The organism is Pseudomonas protegens (assembly GCF_013407925.2).
In the GTDB taxonomy this organism is placed as follows: Bacteria; Pseudomonadota; Gammaproteobacteria; order Pseudomonadales; family Pseudomonadaceae; genus Aquipseudomonas; species Aquipseudomonas fluorescens_AP.
The window spans coordinates 3639550-3656037 of record NZ_CP060201.1; the positions used below are offsets into that span (position 1 = coordinate 3639550).

24 protein-coding genes and 2 riboswitches are annotated in these 16488 nt (G+C 52.6%); of the genes, 13 read left to right on the forward strand and 11 right to left on the reverse strand.

Annotation, left to right across the window (positions count from 1 at the left end; translation table 11 throughout):
• Positions 1–71: 71 nt before the first annotated feature.
• Entirely contained in the window at positions 72–869 is a 798-nt protein-coding gene (locus GGI48_RS16810; RefSeq protein WP_179599212.1) for a hypothetical protein, read from the forward strand.
• 9 nt (positions 870–878) lie between these two features.
• Here the strand turns inward: GGI48_RS16810 and GGI48_RS16815 are convergent, their stop codons facing one another.
• From GGI48_RS16815 to GGI48_RS16845, 7 genes are all read right to left on the reverse strand, one after another.
• Positions 879–1460, reverse strand: coding sequence for a hypothetical protein (locus GGI48_RS16815; RefSeq protein WP_179599214.1), 582 nt, complete (start codon positions 1458–1460; stop codon positions 879–881).
• A gap of 84 nt (positions 1461–1544) precedes the next feature.
• On the reverse strand, positions 1545–2225 hold the full coding sequence (locus tag GGI48_RS16820; protein ID WP_260620443.1) for a hypothetical protein: 681 nt from the start codon (positions 2223–2225) through the stop codon (positions 1545–1547).
• Positions 2212–3171 carry a hypothetical protein gene (locus GGI48_RS16825; protein ID WP_179599216.1) on the reverse strand — a complete coding sequence of 320 codons (960 nt, stop codon included), beginning with the start codon at positions 3169–3171 and terminating at the stop codon, positions 2212–2214. The genes GGI48_RS16820 and GGI48_RS16825 overlap by 14 nt, the downstream gene beginning before the upstream one ends.
• Positions 3172–3185: 14 nt before the next feature.
• Entirely contained in the window at positions 3186–3521 is a 336-nt protein-coding gene (locus tag GGI48_RS16830; RefSeq protein WP_179599218.1) for a hypothetical protein, read from the reverse strand.
• Positions 3522–3849: 328 nt separating this feature from the next.
• The gene (locus GGI48_RS16835; protein WP_179599220.1) at positions 3850–4314 is read right to left on the reverse strand and encodes a hypothetical protein; all 465 of its coding nucleotides are present in this window, start codon (positions 4312–4314) and stop codon (positions 3850–3852) included.
• An 86-nt stretch (positions 4315–4400) separates the two neighbouring features.
• Positions 4401–4802 (reverse strand): hypothetical protein, encoded by a 402-nt coding sequence (locus tag GGI48_RS16840; RefSeq protein ID WP_179599222.1) that lies wholly within the window; start codon positions 4800–4802, stop codon positions 4401–4403.
• A 227-nt stretch (positions 4803–5029) separates the two neighbouring features.
• Entirely contained in the window at positions 5030–5587 is a 558-nt protein-coding gene (locus tag GGI48_RS16845) for a hypothetical protein (protein ID WP_179602028.1), read from the reverse strand.
• 303 nt (positions 5588–5890) lie between these two features.
• On the opposite strand from GGI48_RS16845, the gene GGI48_RS16850 reads away from it, so the two are divergent.
• From GGI48_RS16850 to GGI48_RS16875, 6 genes are all read left to right on the forward strand, one after another.
• Entirely contained in the window at positions 5891–6358 is a 468-nt protein-coding gene (locus GGI48_RS16850; RefSeq protein WP_179599224.1) for a helix-turn-helix domain-containing protein, read from the forward strand.
• 168 nt (positions 6359–6526) lie between these two features.
• On the forward strand, positions 6527–6847 hold the full coding sequence (locus GGI48_RS16855) for a hypothetical protein (RefSeq protein ID WP_179599226.1): 321 nt from the start codon (positions 6527–6529) through the stop codon (positions 6845–6847).
• Positions 6848–7264: 417 nt separating this feature from the next.
• Positions 7265–7756, forward strand: a complete 492-nt coding sequence (locus GGI48_RS16860) for a hypothetical protein (protein WP_179599228.1) — start codon at positions 7265–7267, stop codon at positions 7754–7756.
• A 138-nt stretch (positions 7757–7894) separates the two neighbouring features.
• Positions 7895–8104, forward strand: a complete 210-nt coding sequence (locus GGI48_RS16865; RefSeq protein ID WP_179602030.1) for a hypothetical protein — start codon at positions 7895–7897, stop codon at positions 8102–8104.
• Positions 8101–8577: a hypothetical protein gene (locus tag GGI48_RS16870; RefSeq protein WP_179599230.1), complete on the forward strand. Its 477-nt coding sequence runs from the start codon at positions 8101–8103 to the stop codon at positions 8575–8577. The genes GGI48_RS16865 and GGI48_RS16870 overlap by 4 nt, the downstream gene beginning before the upstream one ends.
• Positions 8578–8705: 128 nt before the next feature.
• Positions 8706–9161 (forward strand): SH3 domain-containing protein, encoded by a 456-nt coding sequence (locus tag GGI48_RS16875; RefSeq protein ID WP_260620675.1) that lies wholly within the window; start codon positions 8706–8708, stop codon positions 9159–9161.
• Positions 9162–9656: 495 nt separating this feature from the next.
• Here GGI48_RS16875 and GGI48_RS16880 read toward each other — a convergent pair whose 3' ends face one another.
• The 3 genes from GGI48_RS16880 to GGI48_RS16890 form a co-directional block, all read right to left on the reverse strand.
• Positions 9657–10040, reverse strand: a complete 384-nt coding sequence (locus GGI48_RS16880; protein ID WP_179599232.1) for a hypothetical protein — start codon at positions 10038–10040, stop codon at positions 9657–9659.
• A gap of 90 nt (positions 10041–10130) precedes the next feature.
• Positions 10131–10577 (reverse strand): hypothetical protein, encoded by a 447-nt coding sequence (locus GGI48_RS16885; protein ID WP_179599234.1) that lies wholly within the window; start codon positions 10575–10577, stop codon positions 10131–10133.
• Positions 10578–10618: 41 nt separating this feature from the next.
• Entirely contained in the window at positions 10619–11011 is a 393-nt protein-coding gene (locus GGI48_RS16890; RefSeq protein WP_260620444.1) for a DUF6957 family protein, read from the reverse strand.
• Between the two features lie 226 nt (positions 11012–11237).
• On the opposite strand from GGI48_RS16890, the gene GGI48_RS16895 reads away from it, so the two are divergent.
• Complete coding sequence (locus tag GGI48_RS16895) at positions 11238–11720, forward strand: helix-turn-helix domain-containing protein (RefSeq protein WP_179599238.1); 483 nt, start codon at positions 11238–11240, stop codon at positions 11718–11720.
• Between the two features lie 442 nt (positions 11721–12162).
• Here the strand turns inward: GGI48_RS16895 and GGI48_RS16900 are convergent, their stop codons facing one another.
• Positions 12163–12615: a 3'-5' exoribonuclease gene (locus GGI48_RS16900; RefSeq protein ID WP_179599240.1), complete on the reverse strand. Its 453-nt coding sequence runs from the start codon at positions 12613–12615 to the stop codon at positions 12163–12165.
• 468 nt (positions 12616–13083) lie between these two features.
• Between GGI48_RS16900 and GGI48_RS16905 the strand changes: the two genes are divergently transcribed.
• The 5 genes from GGI48_RS16905 (at position 13084) to GGI48_RS16925 (ending at position 16428) form a co-directional block, all read left to right on the forward strand.
• Positions 13084–13419, forward strand: coding sequence for a hypothetical protein (locus GGI48_RS16905; RefSeq protein ID WP_179599242.1), 336 nt, complete (start codon positions 13084–13086; stop codon positions 13417–13419).
• Between the two features lie 134 nt (positions 13420–13553).
• A riboswitch (Fluoride riboswitch) is annotated at positions 13554–13615 on the forward strand.
• Between the two features lie 138 nt (positions 13616–13753).
• Positions 13754–14137: a fluoride efflux transporter CrcB gene (gene crcB, locus GGI48_RS16910; RefSeq protein WP_087715972.1), complete on the forward strand. Its 384-nt coding sequence runs from the start codon at positions 13754–13756 to the stop codon at positions 14135–14137.
• A 10-nt stretch (positions 14138–14147) separates the two neighbouring features.
• Positions 14148–14471 carry a DUF190 domain-containing protein gene (locus GGI48_RS16915; protein WP_047338306.1) on the forward strand — a complete coding sequence of 108 codons (324 nt, stop codon included), beginning with the start codon at positions 14148–14150 and terminating at the stop codon, positions 14469–14471.
• 96 nt (positions 14472–14567) lie between these two features.
• A riboswitch (Fluoride riboswitch) is annotated at positions 14568–14640 on the forward strand.
• Between the two features lie 79 nt (positions 14641–14719).
• Positions 14720–16066: a voltage-gated chloride channel family protein gene (locus GGI48_RS16920; protein ID WP_177121874.1), complete on the forward strand. Its 1347-nt coding sequence runs from the start codon at positions 14720–14722 to the stop codon at positions 16064–16066.
• The gene (locus GGI48_RS16925; RefSeq protein ID WP_179599243.1) at positions 16063–16428 is read left to right on the forward strand and encodes a hypothetical protein; all 366 of its coding nucleotides are present in this window, start codon (positions 16063–16065) and stop codon (positions 16426–16428) included. The genes GGI48_RS16920 and GGI48_RS16925 overlap by 4 nt, the downstream gene beginning before the upstream one ends.
• The last annotated feature ends 60 nt before the right edge of the window (positions 16429–16488 follow it).

Sequence of the window (16488 nt, forward strand, 5' to 3'; positions counted from 1 at the left end):
CTATAGATGTTGGCGTATTATAGGGATGGCTCCTGAAACGGCAGAAAATCAAGGAAGGGATGGAAGCTTAATTGCATCAAAACGATCAGACGGCTTTGCGCGCATTAGAACAGAACGTCATCTTACGTTTCTCGGCAGCGCTACGTCAGCGATTCTCAAACACCACACCAGACAAAAGCTCAGCCGGTTTTGCTGACACAACTCTGGGATCACAGGATAAAATATTTGCCGATTACTTGATCGCGGCCAATGCACGGTTTGCGCTGGTCGAGTTCAAAGCATCATTTTTAGATATCCGCTCCGAGGCAAAGAAACCCTTGCGGCGCTCTCTTTTTGATCACTTAACGGTGCGGGATGACCTGCTAAGGCGCTGCTTGGACTTTCACTACATCTGCTGGGGGGCAACTAGCTACCTTCCAACCTCAGGTAGCCAAGAGGGATTTATTGAGGAGTGCGAGTTCTTGAATCATTACGCGCTGCAGGTCGCCCCATTCATGGTCACAAAACCTCGCCTCAGAAAAGTCGCTGACTTTTCAACGACGTCTTTTCTGGATGGCTTCTTAGGCGCCCGCTTAGTCGGCGGCACTGTCCATCGATTCAAAACCTATGTGAACGAGCTCGCGGCGATTGCAGGAGGTACTCAAGGAGACGCCACAACCCTCGAGGGTATGGTGTTTGCTTTTGTACCAGGTGATGAAAACAGGCCGGGGCGGTATGCACATGGACGGTTTCGCGGACTTGATCATCTAGCCTTGCTGCTAGCGGCTAAGCCCGACAGATTGGAATATGACCGACGCCCAGGATACGAGCCTAAACCAGAGCCGGAGCACGACCATCTCCAGAGACCGAGTCGAGGCATGCAGATGTAGCATGCGGTACTACCTAGTAACCGCACCTGGCTGGCGCTGGATAATTTCGACGATCTTTTTTCTCTCGTCAGCCTTAGCATTACCCCATAGCAAATCGAAACGCGCTGCACTGAGTCTCACCTCTGCTTCAAGACCAGAATCCCCTCTATTGCTGGCGTACAAGGCTGCGGACACACCAAGGGCGGCTATGACGAGAAAACCTGCTGACAGATAGTAAATCGACCCCCTTGCTTGGCGTGCGGATTGTCCAATTTGCTCAGCAGCATTAGCGTTCTGCTGAGCTGAGCGACCTACAGCGGCGACGACCGATTTGATCGAGTCCTCAACACCCTTGAAGGCTGCGGAATGTGCTTGTCTCGCTGCATGAACGGCGACTTCGTCTGCTTTTGACCAAGCCATTTCGGCATTTTTTACTTGCTGCGCGATCTGCATACCGACCGCTTCAACATGCTCCGTGTACTTGGCTGAACTTTCGAGCACTGCTGTGGCTGCACGGGTTTGGCTCGTTAGCCGATCCACTTCATCAGTCAGTCTTTCTGTGCAACCTTGAAAATCCTTGTACGTGACCATCCACGGGTCTGTCTGGTTCATGCGTCGTCCTTAGATGTCAACTATTGAGGGGGGCTTAGAAGTTATGCACCCTGGTAATGATCCTTTGGTGATGTAGTCCTCGGTTCAGGCAAAGCACATGATCAATGGTGATAACGCGTCCGGGCCAATTAGTTTCTTGCCCTCCACTAAAATCCACGCCCCTATCGGCCATATTAATTGCAGAACCAGAAGAATGGTGAAGCTCAAGAACGCCCGAAGAAGGTATTCATGGGTCATCTTTATGCCGGTGACCTTCTTGTTTACCAGAGGGTAGTTGTAGAGCACGGCGCTAGACAGCTCCTTGGCCAGTGCAGCCTTCGGTGTCTTCTTGTTCCAGCTCTTTACTAACTCTCCAGGGCCCAGTTGAGCAAAGCCCGCGACCTGTAACGTACGGAATGCCCACGCTCCCGCTTTCAGCAAATAGGCCACAGCCCAGAAGAAAATGAACAGCCCCAGACAGCCCAGCCATTTACTGGACTTGTCACTCCACAATGCAGGTAGCAGAGAGACCAGAACAGGAATCAGCGCAGTGATCGCCGCCAGATAGATACCCGCCTTGGTATCAGCTCCCTTACGACGGTCAACCTCTGCATCGAATAGACGACGCGATTCTTCCAGAACGACCTCGCTGTCCTTAGACCAATTACTTGCCCTGACAGACGAATCTAGCTGACGCGCGCAGTCATCATCCTCGGCCTGTTCTTCTAATGTTAGGGGAATGAGGCTCGGCCACAACCATTGCAGGCGCTCCTTAAATTTTGGCAATCGTATTCACCGTCAACTCATCCACGATTGCCGAGGCGATTGGATACCCGGTGAGATTTTCTATCCAAGCCCACTGACCATTCGGGTTGATTTCGAGAAACCACAGCTTTCCTGTCCGATCACTGATCAAGTCAATAGCCCCATAGCGCAGGCCAAGACGGCGCACCAGTTCTAGGCACTGGCCCTGTACCAATTCGGGAAGACTGATTTTTTCATGGCGAAGGTCTGGACGACTACCTTGCCGCCAATCGATTTCTGTTTCTGGGTTCTCCTGAGACCAAATGGCTGTGGCAAAGACATGCTCACCAACCACCGTAACCCGCACATCGTACTGTTTGAGCACCTCAGCCTGAACAATGAAGGGAGTCATTGCGATAGCTTGGGCTTGATCATCCTCAAGCGTACCCAGGCGAGAAGTGAAGATAACGCGCTCTGTCTCGCCCGTTAGAACAGCCTGGCGAAGCGGTTTACCAATGGCCTGACTCACTGCGGTAATGGCCCGTGCCGAAGAGATGTCGTTCGTTATGACTGCTTCGGGGACATTGAAGCCAATTTCTTGAGCGAGAAGAAGCTGCATTGGCTTGTCTTCAGCCATGAAGATCTTGGTAGGTGAGTTAAGCCAGCGACCTTCCAATCGCGAATATAAGCTCTTGAGAAAGCTGCTCCACTCCGCCTCGATATAGGCCCGCTCTCCTGCATCAATTATTTGATCAGATACAGCCGGCGCACCTGGTCTGCGAAAATAAGCTCCTGAAATCTGCGAGCCCTGGGCCGTTTCACCATCCAGTGAAATAGACCATGCATCGCGAGGATATCCTGCCATCGAGCATAGCGTCTGCGGGAGCAGCTCCGTATTCAAGCGCATGAAAGGCTGGCCACGTCGACGTAGCTCTGCCACAACATAATCCATCGTGATGTCACGACGGTTGGTCACCAGCAGCAACATGAGGCCCTTCCAGGTCAGTCGGTGTAGTAGCGCGTATCAAGCCCTAAGGTAGGATCGCCGTTGTCGTCACGCTCCAACTGGACATTCGTCTTTGTGATTAACTCGAGAATATGATTGGCCCCACACCTGTCGTCGCGCTCTGCGTTCGCATCGGTCTTGGTCACCAGCTGCAGCAGGTGGTTGCTGGAGTCGAAACTGAATGGTTGGCTAAAGCTATCGGCGGACGATTGCCCTCGACAGCGTATGTGGTCGTCATCGTCGCTCTCAACCTTTTGATAGGTTTTGGTCAACAACTCGGCCTGCCAAGGGGCTTCATCATCTTGCTCAGCATTAACCTTGGTCTTGGTCATGAGCTCATTCAGAGCTCCATCGGCGATGATGGGGACTGCCCCAGTTGGCGAGTTAATCGCCCACATGTTGAGCTCAGACGAGTAGTAACCAGGGATTCTGTCCTCCCCAGTCCTTGGAGTGGCGAATCTAGAAAGATACGGCGAGGTTCCAGACAAATTTTCTAGAGCTCCCAAGCTGGCTTCTCCTAATGCCGGCGAGTCGCGAAGGGCGACAACGGTCTGACCATACCATTTGGCCAGCACGGAGGTAAACGTGATCCTCTGGGATTGCGCGTACCAGCCTTTGCTGGAGCTGGTTGATTGAGTAAGTAGGCACCTACCTGATCGTTCAAGATTCGAAAAAAGCACGGCAGGCGTTCATCAAAGCCGTCGCGTCATGGAAAGCTCGGTGGCGCTTGGTTGTCGGCAGTAGGCGATAAATATCGCTGGCAGCCTGCCGACCCACGAACACCTCCAAAGGCTTCAACTCGAAAGTGGGTATCAAATCAGCGGCCTCGAATAGCACATCGAGCCAAAAACCGTCCTGAGGTGAATCACTGCAAAGCACCTGGCCTGAAAACAGCTGATTCATATTTCTCGCTACAGCGACCGGGGTATCACCTTCCTGATGTAACTGATCTTGAGAGAGACCGTGCATGTCTTGCGCATCGAACGACCAATGCGTCCAGTACCGGACTGGCTTGATAAGCGAGCTGAAGGAGGTCTCACTCGACACGACAGCGACTTCGATAGGATAGCTGTCAGGCGCTATTCCAGAAGCTTCAAAATCAATGAAAAAAGAAGGTCGTTCCACCTTGCTGCTCCTGTTTGAGGTTGCGAATTTCAGCGGCAACACCGACTGCTTGTGTGTTTGCGCCGCCATCGCTCGAACCAGCCGTTCTAGCTGGTAGCAGCGTGTGCAACTCGGTGAGTTTGCAGATGCTGCATCTCACGCTCCCATTCAGTCAGGAATTTATCCCAGTCCGCTGCGTAAGGCCCATCAACCAACCTGGTCGACCCGATGCTTGCCTGGTAGAAACGCTCTCTCCAGGGTTGCGGAATAGTTTGCTCCAAAATGATGTCGATGCCGGAGTTGTGGCGCATCACCGAGACAGAGTTACGAACCTCAATGAGTTCGAGTGGCTTATCGCTACAGGGGGTATCGTTTCGCTCTTGGACGTCGAGGCTATCAAGGATGGTGAGGAGTTCGGAGGCATTCGGATCACCAGGATGGAAGCTGGCAAGCGCCCACAGAACCCTTCGCCTAGTCCTCTCTCGTTCGCGGAGTAAATCGCAGGTCATTTCAGCCTCCTTTTGACACGGCTGGGCGGTGGTTTTGGCGTGCCGCCTCCGGCGGATGGCTGGCGTGAACCGAGCCGTGGCGAGCCACGTCTCGGCCCTACGGGCTTTCATCCAGCACGCCTGCGCGCTCCGCTTGCCTAATGCGTAGCGCACCGGGATTCTGACTAAGTTCAGTTTTCAGTGAAATTGCGGCGCAAACATTTCGCTTATACCGCCAGCCGCGAACATTACTCCTTATGAAACTTGCTGAAGCGACTCGACAGCGTGGAAGGGGCGATAACTTCCCACGATTCCGGCCTTGAGGTGGCACTGAAAATTACCCAGGCACGCCATAGAAAAAACAGCGCAACCAACCCTGCTTCAACTATCGTGACCACTGTAGCGTTATACATATAGCTTTGATCCTGTCCGAATAACGAGATCAATGCAAATAAAGAGGGAAACCAGCCGATGAGAAATACCATGCAGAATGCGAGAGCTGCGGCGCCCGCCAAAATCATTGGAACCATGAATCTAAAAGAAGTAGCGAACATTTTCTCGCCGCTTTCTTTTTGAAGACCGTAAATCACACCAATATTTTTTTCTTTTTTACTACTGTTCTTAAACATCCCATAAAGTGTCACACCTTGGCCAACTTCTAATTCTTCGTAAATTTTGTTGGTCAATGTCAAATTAGGAATGATCGATCCATCAATACTGATCTTGGCTTTATAGCCACCTTTCATGGGTAAAACAGATCGGACATAGTCGAGCTTTCCGGAAAACTTTACGCAATCAAACTTCATCACTCACTATCCCTGCCTTCGCTCAAAAAGTAGATCTGGTTCTCGCCAAGACTTCGCTCAGTGACTATTGCGGCGGGTTTACGCGGGCCATAAACGTCGGACTTGATGAGCGCGTCTCCCATCGAGACGTCCCTGGCCGTGTCTTAGGTGCTGCTCTCATGACCAATCCATCACCAATCCAGACATCGCGCCGCTATGATCAAACGACCGCTTGGCAAACCATATGTCACGATAATATCACTATGATCTGTTTATCGGAACACGCTACCCGTGGCTCTATCCTCGCTTTTGGGGATCCGACTCATGAATCTGAAGGAAGCGCTGGCGGGGGCATTACGCGGAGCCCGTGCACACCAAGGGTTGAGTTATGAGGATCTCGCAGGGGCAACGCACCGAACGAATGTAGGGAAGCTTGAGCAGGCCAGGACGACGCCGACGCTGGAGAAACTGGACGAGATCGCTGACTACTTAGGCCTCGACCTTTTGATGGTAGTCACTCTCGCCATTGCGGCTCAGGGTGACGAACTCCCTTCGGAAACTTTGCAACGTACTGCCTTGCGAATCAGGGAATTCGAGATGTCCGGAGGGTGGCAGTTAGTAGAGGATCAATTTAGTGATGGAAAGCTCATCAAGCGCTCCCAGGGAAAGCCTAAGCAGCCGCTTAATGCGCACTACATTCGAGCCTTGAAAGCGCAAGGTTTCGACAGGAAAACAATCGCTGAAAAGCTCGGCATCGCCAGAAGCACAGTCCAAAAATATTGGAATACTTGAGCCGGCAGAACATCAGCTATCCCTGACCCGCCCTGGCGTAACCATCCCACCCGACCAACCGTTTCCCCCTGCATTCGCTCTTGCAGTTTCTGACGCGGTTTTGAGTGGTTGCTCTAACTTCGCAGAGGTAAGGTCTGCCCTCAACTAAAGAAGAGAGCAGGTGTTTTGATGAAAAAAGTCTTAGGCGTAGCTTTGCTGCTAATTGTGGCGGATGCCCAGGCACAGACTGTGGAAGCGGAGATGACAAAGCTGAAGCAGCTTGCCGAAAGCTGTATCGCTTCACTTTCCAGTCAGAGCTGCGGCGCAACCACTTCCTGTAATGTGTTCAAGAGCTACAGCAGAGAATTGATGCCGGATGGCCCTGCTGGTTATTACGAATTGCATGGCCCGGATAAGTCAATGAACCCTCAAAATGGAAAGCTGGTTAGCGAGGCAGTGAAAGCCGCTTCCAAGGCAGATAAGGCCGGAGAAAAGTGCAATCTGACGTAGCTGCTTTTGGATCTGCAGGGCGCATTCCTATGCGATTCAGGTGGCCGATAGCAGTCTAGCGCTAGGCAGCTATCAGCCGGTTCCGTCCGTTTACGTAAAGCCCAGACACTCGAGCGACTGCTGAAAACAATCTGAGCAATTCGCGGTTTATGGCACGCCCTATCGGGTCGGCTGTCGTAAACCATGCCATGGCTGACGCCAAGTCATGGCCCTTTGGGCTTCCATCCTCCCGCCGCCGGCCTACTGGCCTGCGCGCTCCGCTTGCCCCAAAGCAATGGAGCTTAGTCATCCTGCTTGGTCATATTTCTGTTGGAAGGTGCGGTTGCCGGGGGGGACAATGCGGTTTTGGTAGCCTGGTAGGTGAGCTTGCCTCACCTCCACTAGGTTATTGTCGCAATCGCTAGCACGGAGCTATTTATGTGGATTTTGAATTCGGGGAGGAAACATTTTTTAGAGTTTCTTCGCAATACATCAATTCAGTTTTTCCTTATGGTGCTGGTTGCCATATCCGCAGGAAAAGCTAACACCCTCATAGCAAAACAGCGCTATGGAGACGCGGCTACCATGGGGCTGATTTGCTTTCTCATATTTTTACTACTTTATCTAGCTGCTCACGCCAATATCAAAAACTTCTTTATTGAGTTTAGGTCTGGGGCAACGCCCGGTCTTGATCCGTATGTTAAGAGTTTGGCTGGGCAAGACCTCAAGCGTAAGAATCGTCTTACCTTCACATATCTGCTGAAACACGGCAAGTCAGCTTTCATCGAGGCATGTGTGCTGGTAATGGGTATTTACTTTGTCATGATATTCGGATTTTTCTATTCCGTTGAGAATGCACACAGCTTTATGACTAAGGAGGACGGTAAAGGCGCTGCCCTTGTTAAAGCCGGTCATGCTGAAGAGCAATGAATCATCTCGATGAGTTCGGGCTGTCTAGCATTCGATGGCACGCCTTTGATTTTTTTTGACGGTGCGTTTATAAGTTCGGGGGGACATCCCGTCGTCCCCTCCGCTGCTATGGTGGTTTTTTGTCTAATAGAGACGTGCATCATGACCGAATACTCGCTATCAGATGTGCTGGAAAGGATGTACCAAAATCAACTTGCTCTTGAGGCAGCCGTGATGGAGCTGACCCTCCAGGTCGAAGCCCAGGGGCATGCGGAAGTCGGCGACAACGTTCGTGGTGCGCTTTCCACAGTCGGCGAGAACGCCGGTCATATAAAACAGGGCTTGGCCCGCCTCAACAAGCTTCCATGAGGCAGCCGCTATTTGATTTTGATCCCAAACGCGTCTCACGGGAACACTACATAACCGGGAAAGCTGCGATTAACTTTCCCCACGCTGGAAGCACTACAGGTGGGTGGCATTTCCTGTCCTACTTCGACCGGGATTCGGGCGTAGCGAAAGTGTCTTTGGCAGGTATTCATTATCCAGATACGACCGATTTCTTTGGAGACGCTGGAGTCATCAACGTAACCGACGAGCTTGCGATGCGAGGCTGGTCAGAAGACGGCAAAAAGCTGTTCATGGCGGATCACTACAGAGCCGCAGCTGACATGGCGATGAAATGGGTGCTAAGTGATTCTAAGCACTGCAACGTCGAGGTAGCTGATTGGTTTCCCTCTTACGAAACAAAGCAGCGGTTTTTTGAAATCCTGAATTCGGGAAGGCCCAAACTTTTAGATCCCGACAAGCTGCAAAAAATGGAAGCTTGGCTAAGCTCGCAGTAGGTGAATGACGTCAGGTTGGTCAGGAAGACAGCCGTTGTAATGCGTGACGAATGAGAGCAATGGATATGCGCAAGACGTCCCAGTCATGGTTTGTCCCGCTCCTGATTCTTTTTGCCGTACTGTGGGCAATGGGGAAGAAAGACACGCCTCCAGCCCCGGTACAGCCACACGCTCTGAGCACGCCGCATACGCTAGCGTCGATTTCCCCGGCCTCACCGCCAGCCCCGGCTCCTGCTCACATAACTGAACACTTTGTGAGTGCTGATAATCTCAATGTCAGGGATCAACCAGGCGGAAAGGTCATCTCCAAACTGAGGCGCGGGGAAAAGGTTCAGGTCTTCGAGACGAGGAATGAATGGGCGCGTATCAGCATTGATGGTCAATCTTCGAAATGGCTTTCGTCCAAGAGTCTATGCAGTGGGCCTGGCTGCTACGTTGTTCCGAAGCCCAGACCGTCGGCCCAGCCTCCACAGCCTCCAGCTTACGGTTCCTCGTGCCCCTGTTCCTCAGGAAACGTGTGTATCGGGCCTCGGGGTGGTCGATACTGCATTACCTCTGGTGGTAACAAACGGTACGGCGTTTGAGCGATTATCTGATGACGTCTTGCCGGGGATTACACTTTCGCTGGCGCTTTAGCCGGTAGACGAGCCGATCTCGTGACGAGGTTTCGTTGCAGATGGCTAGGTATTGGCTATGAGTCCGTAGATCACTATAACGATGTCTGCGTTGTGCTGGGCGCTACGCACCGGAAGATCTACCAAACATCCTCGCTTGCCGCGCTCCCCCCACAAACAAAAAACAAGCTCTATGTCGCCTTCTCAAGGACGCGCGGAAGGCTGTACCTGGCGCCAGAAAAACATTTCAAACCGTTCAAAACTATTTAGGTCGGACTGTCTGAAGCATCTTGGAAATACCAGGCACATCGACCAGCCACACTTCCCGGTCAGCGAGGAAGTTAGTCGTTTCGTACCCTTTATAGATACCGGATGCAGTTCAGACCGGCTCGCCCAATTTCATGACCGTCCTGGACATACAATCTACCGACCCTTAAGGCATGGGCCGGTGATGGGTGGCACACTCTATTGCAGAAGGTGCGGGGACAGATGATGCTGGCCACGAGACAACCGCAGAAAATGGCGCAGGCTTGCACGTCCATTACCGTGCTGAAACGTCGCGATCACGTAGCGTGAGTTTTCTGTGGTAAGTACCCAAAATCGGCCCTCGCGCTCCGCCTTAATGACGTCAGAAGTCCGGATCAGGTGACCGTCGCCGAACCGTCCATATTGGTCTTTGCGGTTGTGACCAAACACTACGCCTAATCCAGCACGAGCCTTTATGGATACTCCGCAGAGATAGGCTGTTATCGGTTTGTCGAAGCCTTGCGCCTGTGCTTTTAGGATTCGTGCAAGATCGAAATCTGTATGTCGTTTTCCATGAAGATTCACATCCACAGTGTTCAGCATAATTGCGCTCCTTTCGCAGCCAGTATGGCGTTACCAGGAAAACCACACGCAACCAACTGTGCTGGTATCGTGCAGGAATCTTGGTAAATCTCAGGCTGTACGAATCATGTTTGCGTGATAGATCGGACGAAGGTTGCTCAGCACATCAGTGTTGAAGCCAGGTTGGTGAGAGCTGTGGTATTTGGAGCCGGTCTCCACCTCTAGCAGGCACACAACACACTCGTTTTGGTCTTCACCAAGCGTCACTTTGGTCAGTTTCTCCATGCGCCAAACTCCCGTGCCATTCATGTGGGCAGGTGTGACTACTTGCACCTCTGTGATGATCGTCTCCGCGTCCTGGGCAATCAGCAGTTGCTGAAGCCGTGGTTCGCTGTCGATCATCAGAACCGCCTCTGAAATTCTGTCCTCGTACATGGCATGGACAGTTACGTGATACCAGTGATTACGAAGCACTTTGGATACCTGATGCCATTGGTACTGACCTTCACCGAACATACCCGGCAGGCCAAGCATGTCGGAGTCGTTTGTTCTAAACATCGTATGTCCTTAGCCTGAATGGGCTCCGATATAGAGCGCAGTTAAAAGAGGGAGAAAACGTCTTTCAGGCTCGCGAGCTGTTCATGACCAGGGCCAATCAACACGTAAATAGAGTTTCTGGTCTCGAACGCAACACCGTCGTGGAAACCGGTGCACATGCTTGAACGAACCCAATCGCCGCGTTCAAAACGGCCTTGGCTGTCCTCGGCCACGTTGTGAGCAAACAGGATCATCGGGAGCTGGCCCGCTGCATGGCATTTGAAGAGTTCGTCGCGGGTGACTTCGATGCGAAATATTGTCCAGTCGCGAACTAGGCAGTAAGGCTTTGTAGGGAATCGTTCGACTGCTAAAGCTCGAGCTTCGGAAGTACCCTCCAGGCCCTCAAGGGGCGCACGTGGCCCTTTCATAAAGTCGGGCTCTTGGACGCTAGCCATAGGGTTCACCTCAATTAATAACCCGGAAATTGACAATTCAATCCCGCTTGTTTGCGCTCGCCCCTCGCAAAGAGTCTCTCCGCACGCCAGTTACGTTGGCTTGGAGACGTCAATCGGATCACGGGAAGCCAGCCTGAAAGTGCTGGTCGCACCATAATACGGATGATAGTCCGTGTTATGGTGCGGCGCAATATGGCCTCATCCTCGATTTGCTTGGGGAAATGTCATGGAGGCCGCAGAAGCCCTTGCTGTAGTAGTACGAGCACTGCGTAGAAGAAAGGGTTTTGCGCAGGAAAACCTGATCACAATTGACCGTTCCTACTGGGGCCGGATAGAGCGTGGTGAAGTTAACATCACGATTGATGTGCTCATTCGTCTTGCAGCGCTAATGGAAGTTGAGCCGGCCTCACTCATTCTCATGGCAACGTCCCTGCAATCTAATGAGCCGTTCGGGGAGGGCCTTAAACGCGTTTCCAAACAGATGAACAGAATTAGAAAAGAAAGTGTTGATCAGGAAATGGAGTCAATGGCACGAGCCGGAAAACTACCGCCTGGTCGACCCGTCCGATCCGATGCGGCGCAAAAGGCAGCGGAGGCTAATCGTTTGAGCAGCGCCGGCGTGTCTGTGTCAGAAATAGCAGAGAGACTGGAGCTGTCGAGATCGACAGTGCGCAGATATCTACAAACAACCACGCCCGAGCGACCTTGATTTCGAATGACCTTTAAATGAGCACAACCCGAGTCAACCTGTCATAGGAAGGCTTCCTGTGGAGAACTTCGGAGGAGCACCTCGGCCCATCGGATCTCCATCAAGTTGTGGGCGCGTCATGGACGGATGTCCGGTCGACCGGTGGTAAAACAGAGGGTATCTGGACGGCTACCTCGGTGGTGGTGATGTGTTGAGTATTCTGAGGATTGCTCAGGCCGCTGCGGGGGCGATTGTTCCCTATAGTCCGGTTGAGCGAGGGCGAATCGTTATCTATTCCGTTCATGCTGAGCACCTGGCGGATAATGAAAATAGCCTTCCGCGTTGTCACCACAGAGCAACTCCGCGACTTGCTCCGACATGCGTGCCTTCCATTTCATACTCCGCTCGGCCCAATTGACCAATACAGACTGCGGATCAATGCGCCTTCTCAGGGTAGTCCTTCCTATGGATTGCTTGTGGTGAACATGCTAGCGATGATACGGACGTCAAGGAGAGCGTGATGCGGAAGCGGAACCCCGTCGCTTGTGGCATTTAGAGTGGTTGCGTCAGTTGGGTAATTCCGGACGTTCCTTGGCCACTTACCATTGTCATATGCAAGTTCGGTGAAAAGCTCCCAGTCGTACTGTGGAGCGTCTGTGACAATTTCCAGGATTTCGTCAAACGAGGCTAGGAAATCGAGCAGCGCTGACCTTGCCTCAATGGTGGGTCGTACATAGCTACCGCCCCACAGCTGCGGAAGCACGATTTCCTTTACGAAATCACTGCAGTCTTCTTCTTTCCAAGCATCGAGCAATTCCACGTAGAATTCGCGCCCATCCTCAGCCACCAATGCGAGTGATATCAGCTTCGCAGCCGCTGAGAGCTTGGTAAACTCGCAATCAAGAAAGACCATCACCTTGTTAGAACTCCGTAATGACTAGGGCCCGCCTGGATATGGCGCAGGAAGGTCAGCTATGGGAAATGGCCCTCGAGCATCTTGGTTCAGACGGACTGCTTCAGGTGGTTGTAAATATGTGGAGTCACGCCGCGCCTCCGCCCAAACCTGTCGTTGAGCACTTGTCCACGAAACAGGTGAGCCCAGAAGTCCTAGACATACTGAAAATTGCCCAAGAGCGAGTCGGTGCCTTCGTTGCTGATCGGATACCGGTTCCTGGCACAGTGACGCTATACGCTCGTCACGCCAGTGACCTAGCGGACGGGCTCATCATGCTATTACCGAAGGCGCAGCTTTCGCGAGCCTGGAGAGGTTCCTGTCTAGAAATAGACTTAGGTATCTGAAGTCTGATCATGCTCCACAGCGTACCTTAGCGTAGCCACCCCTGTAGAATTTGTTGAGCTAATTGCTTCTCCATTGAGATGTTTTATGAACGCTGATTTAACTGAAGAAGAAATGCGTCGCGCCTTGTTTGGTGAGGCTCAGCAGGAAGTGCAGGTTTCTGCTCCTCCGTTGCAGGAGCCTACGCCAGAGGTTGTTTTTACCAAGTCGATAGCAACTCCCGCAGACAAGAAAAAAGCAGAGAAAGTGTTTGCGCCCAGGCTGCGGGTCACGCTTCGGGTTGGTAACGAGTTTGAAGGGAAAATGGTCGAGTTGATTCACGAGGCGGATACGTTGAGCTCGTTGCTTGCTGAGCAAGAGGCTGTGAAGGCGGCTAGGAAGAAATACAAGTATGTTGAGGTCGTATCGGTTAAATCGATGTAGACGCGCCAACTGACCTAGTTGCGCAAAGGGTCGGCCCGTACCTTGATAATTGATCAAGCATCTTGCCTCGCCAAAGGCGCCTTAAGATCGCCTGCATGTATGGCTCTTGATGCTATTGACGCAGATGCTATAGGATCAGATCAGGAGATGGCATTCCTCCTTTAACCGCCTTCGTGCTGATGATGCCTACGTGAACCCTGGACAGGGTGCGTAGGTGTATCCGCTTCCTGTCCCCAATCTAGGACAGGATTATGATCCTACTACCCCAGTCGCCACTCCCGCGTTGTGCTTACCTGGTATCTACTTGGCCTAGGTCTGACGAGGTGAGCCCGCCATGCTGAAATCACTTGTAGTTATCGCCGTTGGCGCGTCACTTGGTGCCTGGTTGCGCTGGCTCTTGGGCATGAAGCTAAACGCTCTGTTTCCGACGATTCCCCCAGGCACAGTGGTTGCAAACATGGTTGGGGGCTACATCATTGGCCTAGCCATCGCGTTTTTGGCCGCATCTCCCACCCTGAGTCCTGAGTGGCGTCTGCTGATCATCACGGGTTTCTGTGGCGGGCTTACAACCTTTTCCACGTTTTCGGCAGAAACAGTTGCCCTGATCCAGGAAGGCAGGCTGCTGTGGGCGCTCGGTTCGGTTTCATTGCACGTCGTGGGCTCGCTGGCGATGACGGCTGCCGGGCTTCTGTCCTATCAAATGATCGGTACGCGTTGAGGAGATGAAAATGAAAGGTTTCCTGGTGATTTTCTTTACCCAACAGAACCGTCGTTATCAGGGAAAGATGCTCGGCGACTGGATCGTAGATTTGGCGAAAGAAATGGGACTACGTGGTGCGACCCTATCTACGGGTATCGAGGGTTTTGGGCATACCGGTCGGCTGCACTCCTCCCATTTTTTTGAACTGGCGGATCAGCCTACCGAGATTCGCATGGCTATCACCGAGGACGAATCTGAACGGTTGTTCGTACGATTGGAGCTTGAGGAAATCTCGGTGTTTTACATAAAGACTCCAATTGAAATGGGCTTCGTCGGCAAAAAAACCACCTAGTCCGGCATCCTTTTACCAAGCAAGGCTTCAGGAGATCTTCCTGTGCTTACTACCTCCGTAACATGATTTTACATTTTGAGCGGAGCTAGCTAAGATCGACGGATTGGAGATGGCATTCCTCCATTAACCAACCGCTGCGCCCGTAGCAGCTGATGATGCCTACAGAAACCTGATCAATCAGGTCTGTAGGCGTTCGCGCTCAGATTCCCTTTTTGGTCAGGCCCACTTACTTTTTTGTGGCTGGCCAAATGTCTAAATTTCGACGACCTGAACAACTCGACTTACTGCCCTATATAGCGAAATGGCTTGCGCTTGCTGGTCTTGTAGCTCTTTTGGCAGGCTCTGCTTCTGCGTTATTCCTCCTTTCTTTGGATCATGCCACCCAGTGGCGAGAAACCCATCCCTGGGTGATCTGGCTCCTGCCAGTGGCCGGCTTTGCTGTGGGACTTGCATATCACTTGATAGGCAAACCCGTTGATGCCGGAAACAACCTGATCATCGATGAGATCCATGATCCTAAGAAGATCGTGCCTTTGCGCATGGTACCGATGGTGCTGATCGGAACTGTGGTTTCCCACCTTTTTGGTGCATCTGTGGGACGTGAGGGGACGGCGGTGCAAATGGGCGGTGCCCTTGCCGATCAACTGACGCATGTCTTCCGGCTGCGCCGCGAAGACCGTCGGGTGATTCTCATGGCCGGTATCAGTGCTGGCTTTGCGTCCGTCTTCGGCACCCCTCTTGCCGGGGCTTTATTCGGACTTGAAGTATTGGCCATTGGACGTATGCGTTACGACGCGCTTTTCCCTTGCGTGGTTGCGGCAATCGTTGCTGACCAGGTGGGGCAAGCCTGGGGCGTGGTTCACACGCATTACGTCATTGGCGAAGTGGTTCCGGTGCAGCTGTGGAGCGTCATGGCTGTGGTGGCAGCTGGGATTGTCTTTGGCCTTACCGGCCTGCTATTCGCGACAGCGACCCACAAGCTCGGAGCCTTCGTTAAGCGGCTTATCACCTATTCACCATTAAGACCCTTCGCCGGCGGCCTGCTGATCGCAGTCGCAGTGTGGGCGCTCGGTAGTAACCATTACATCGACGTTGATAAGTACATCGGGCTAGGCATTCCGAGCATCGTCCAATCCTTTCAAATGCCAATGGCCCCTTGGGATTGGCTTGGAAAGATGGTGTTCACCGTTGTCTCCTTGGGCACTGGATTCAAAGGCGGTGAAGTGACACCGCTGTTTTACATCGGCGCCACCTTGGGGAATGCGCTGGCTCCCCTCTTGCACCTTCCCTTCGGCATGCTGGCTGGTATCGGCTTTGTCGCTGTCTTTGCCGGTGCAGCGAATACGCCACTGGCAACCATCGTCATGGCCATGGAGCTCTTCGGGCCCGAAATTGCTCCGCTTGCAGCCATTGCCTGTATCGCAAGTTACCTCGTATCCGGACACACCGGGATCTATCACGCCCAGCGCGTCGGCCACAGTAAGCATCACCGTCCTCTTCCGGAGGAAATCCGGCTCTCTGATATCAAGCAATTTCATGCTCAAAGTGAATCCGCCAGCGAGCGGAAAGTGACTCTTGTGGGGGAAGAGAAATGATTGAACATCACCAAGATCGCCTGACAGCTTTGCAACTCTATTTTCCTGGCGCTAGCCGGGCTCGCGTGACCAGCTTCTGGCACCACCTAAGCGCACCTGCACTAGCCCAGCACCTCCTTAAAGTTGCTCAAAAAGCAAAAATTGAGCAGGTCATGCTCAAGACGATTTCTGCAGGTTATTTGCCAGGCCATCGCATCTCCCATCATCACCCGGAGCTTGGCGATATGCGTCATCCCCAGTGTCTGGAATTGCTGGATACAGAGGGCAAACTGCGCACCTTCCTGCGCGACCACGCTGACGAGTTGCGCAAGGTGCGAGCAGTTCTCCTCTTATGCGAGTTACCGCTCGGTGACGCCCTGTAATTCAGTTTTGAAGAAAAAATTCGCAAATGAAGAGACATAGACAACCGAGCGTTGGTCGCT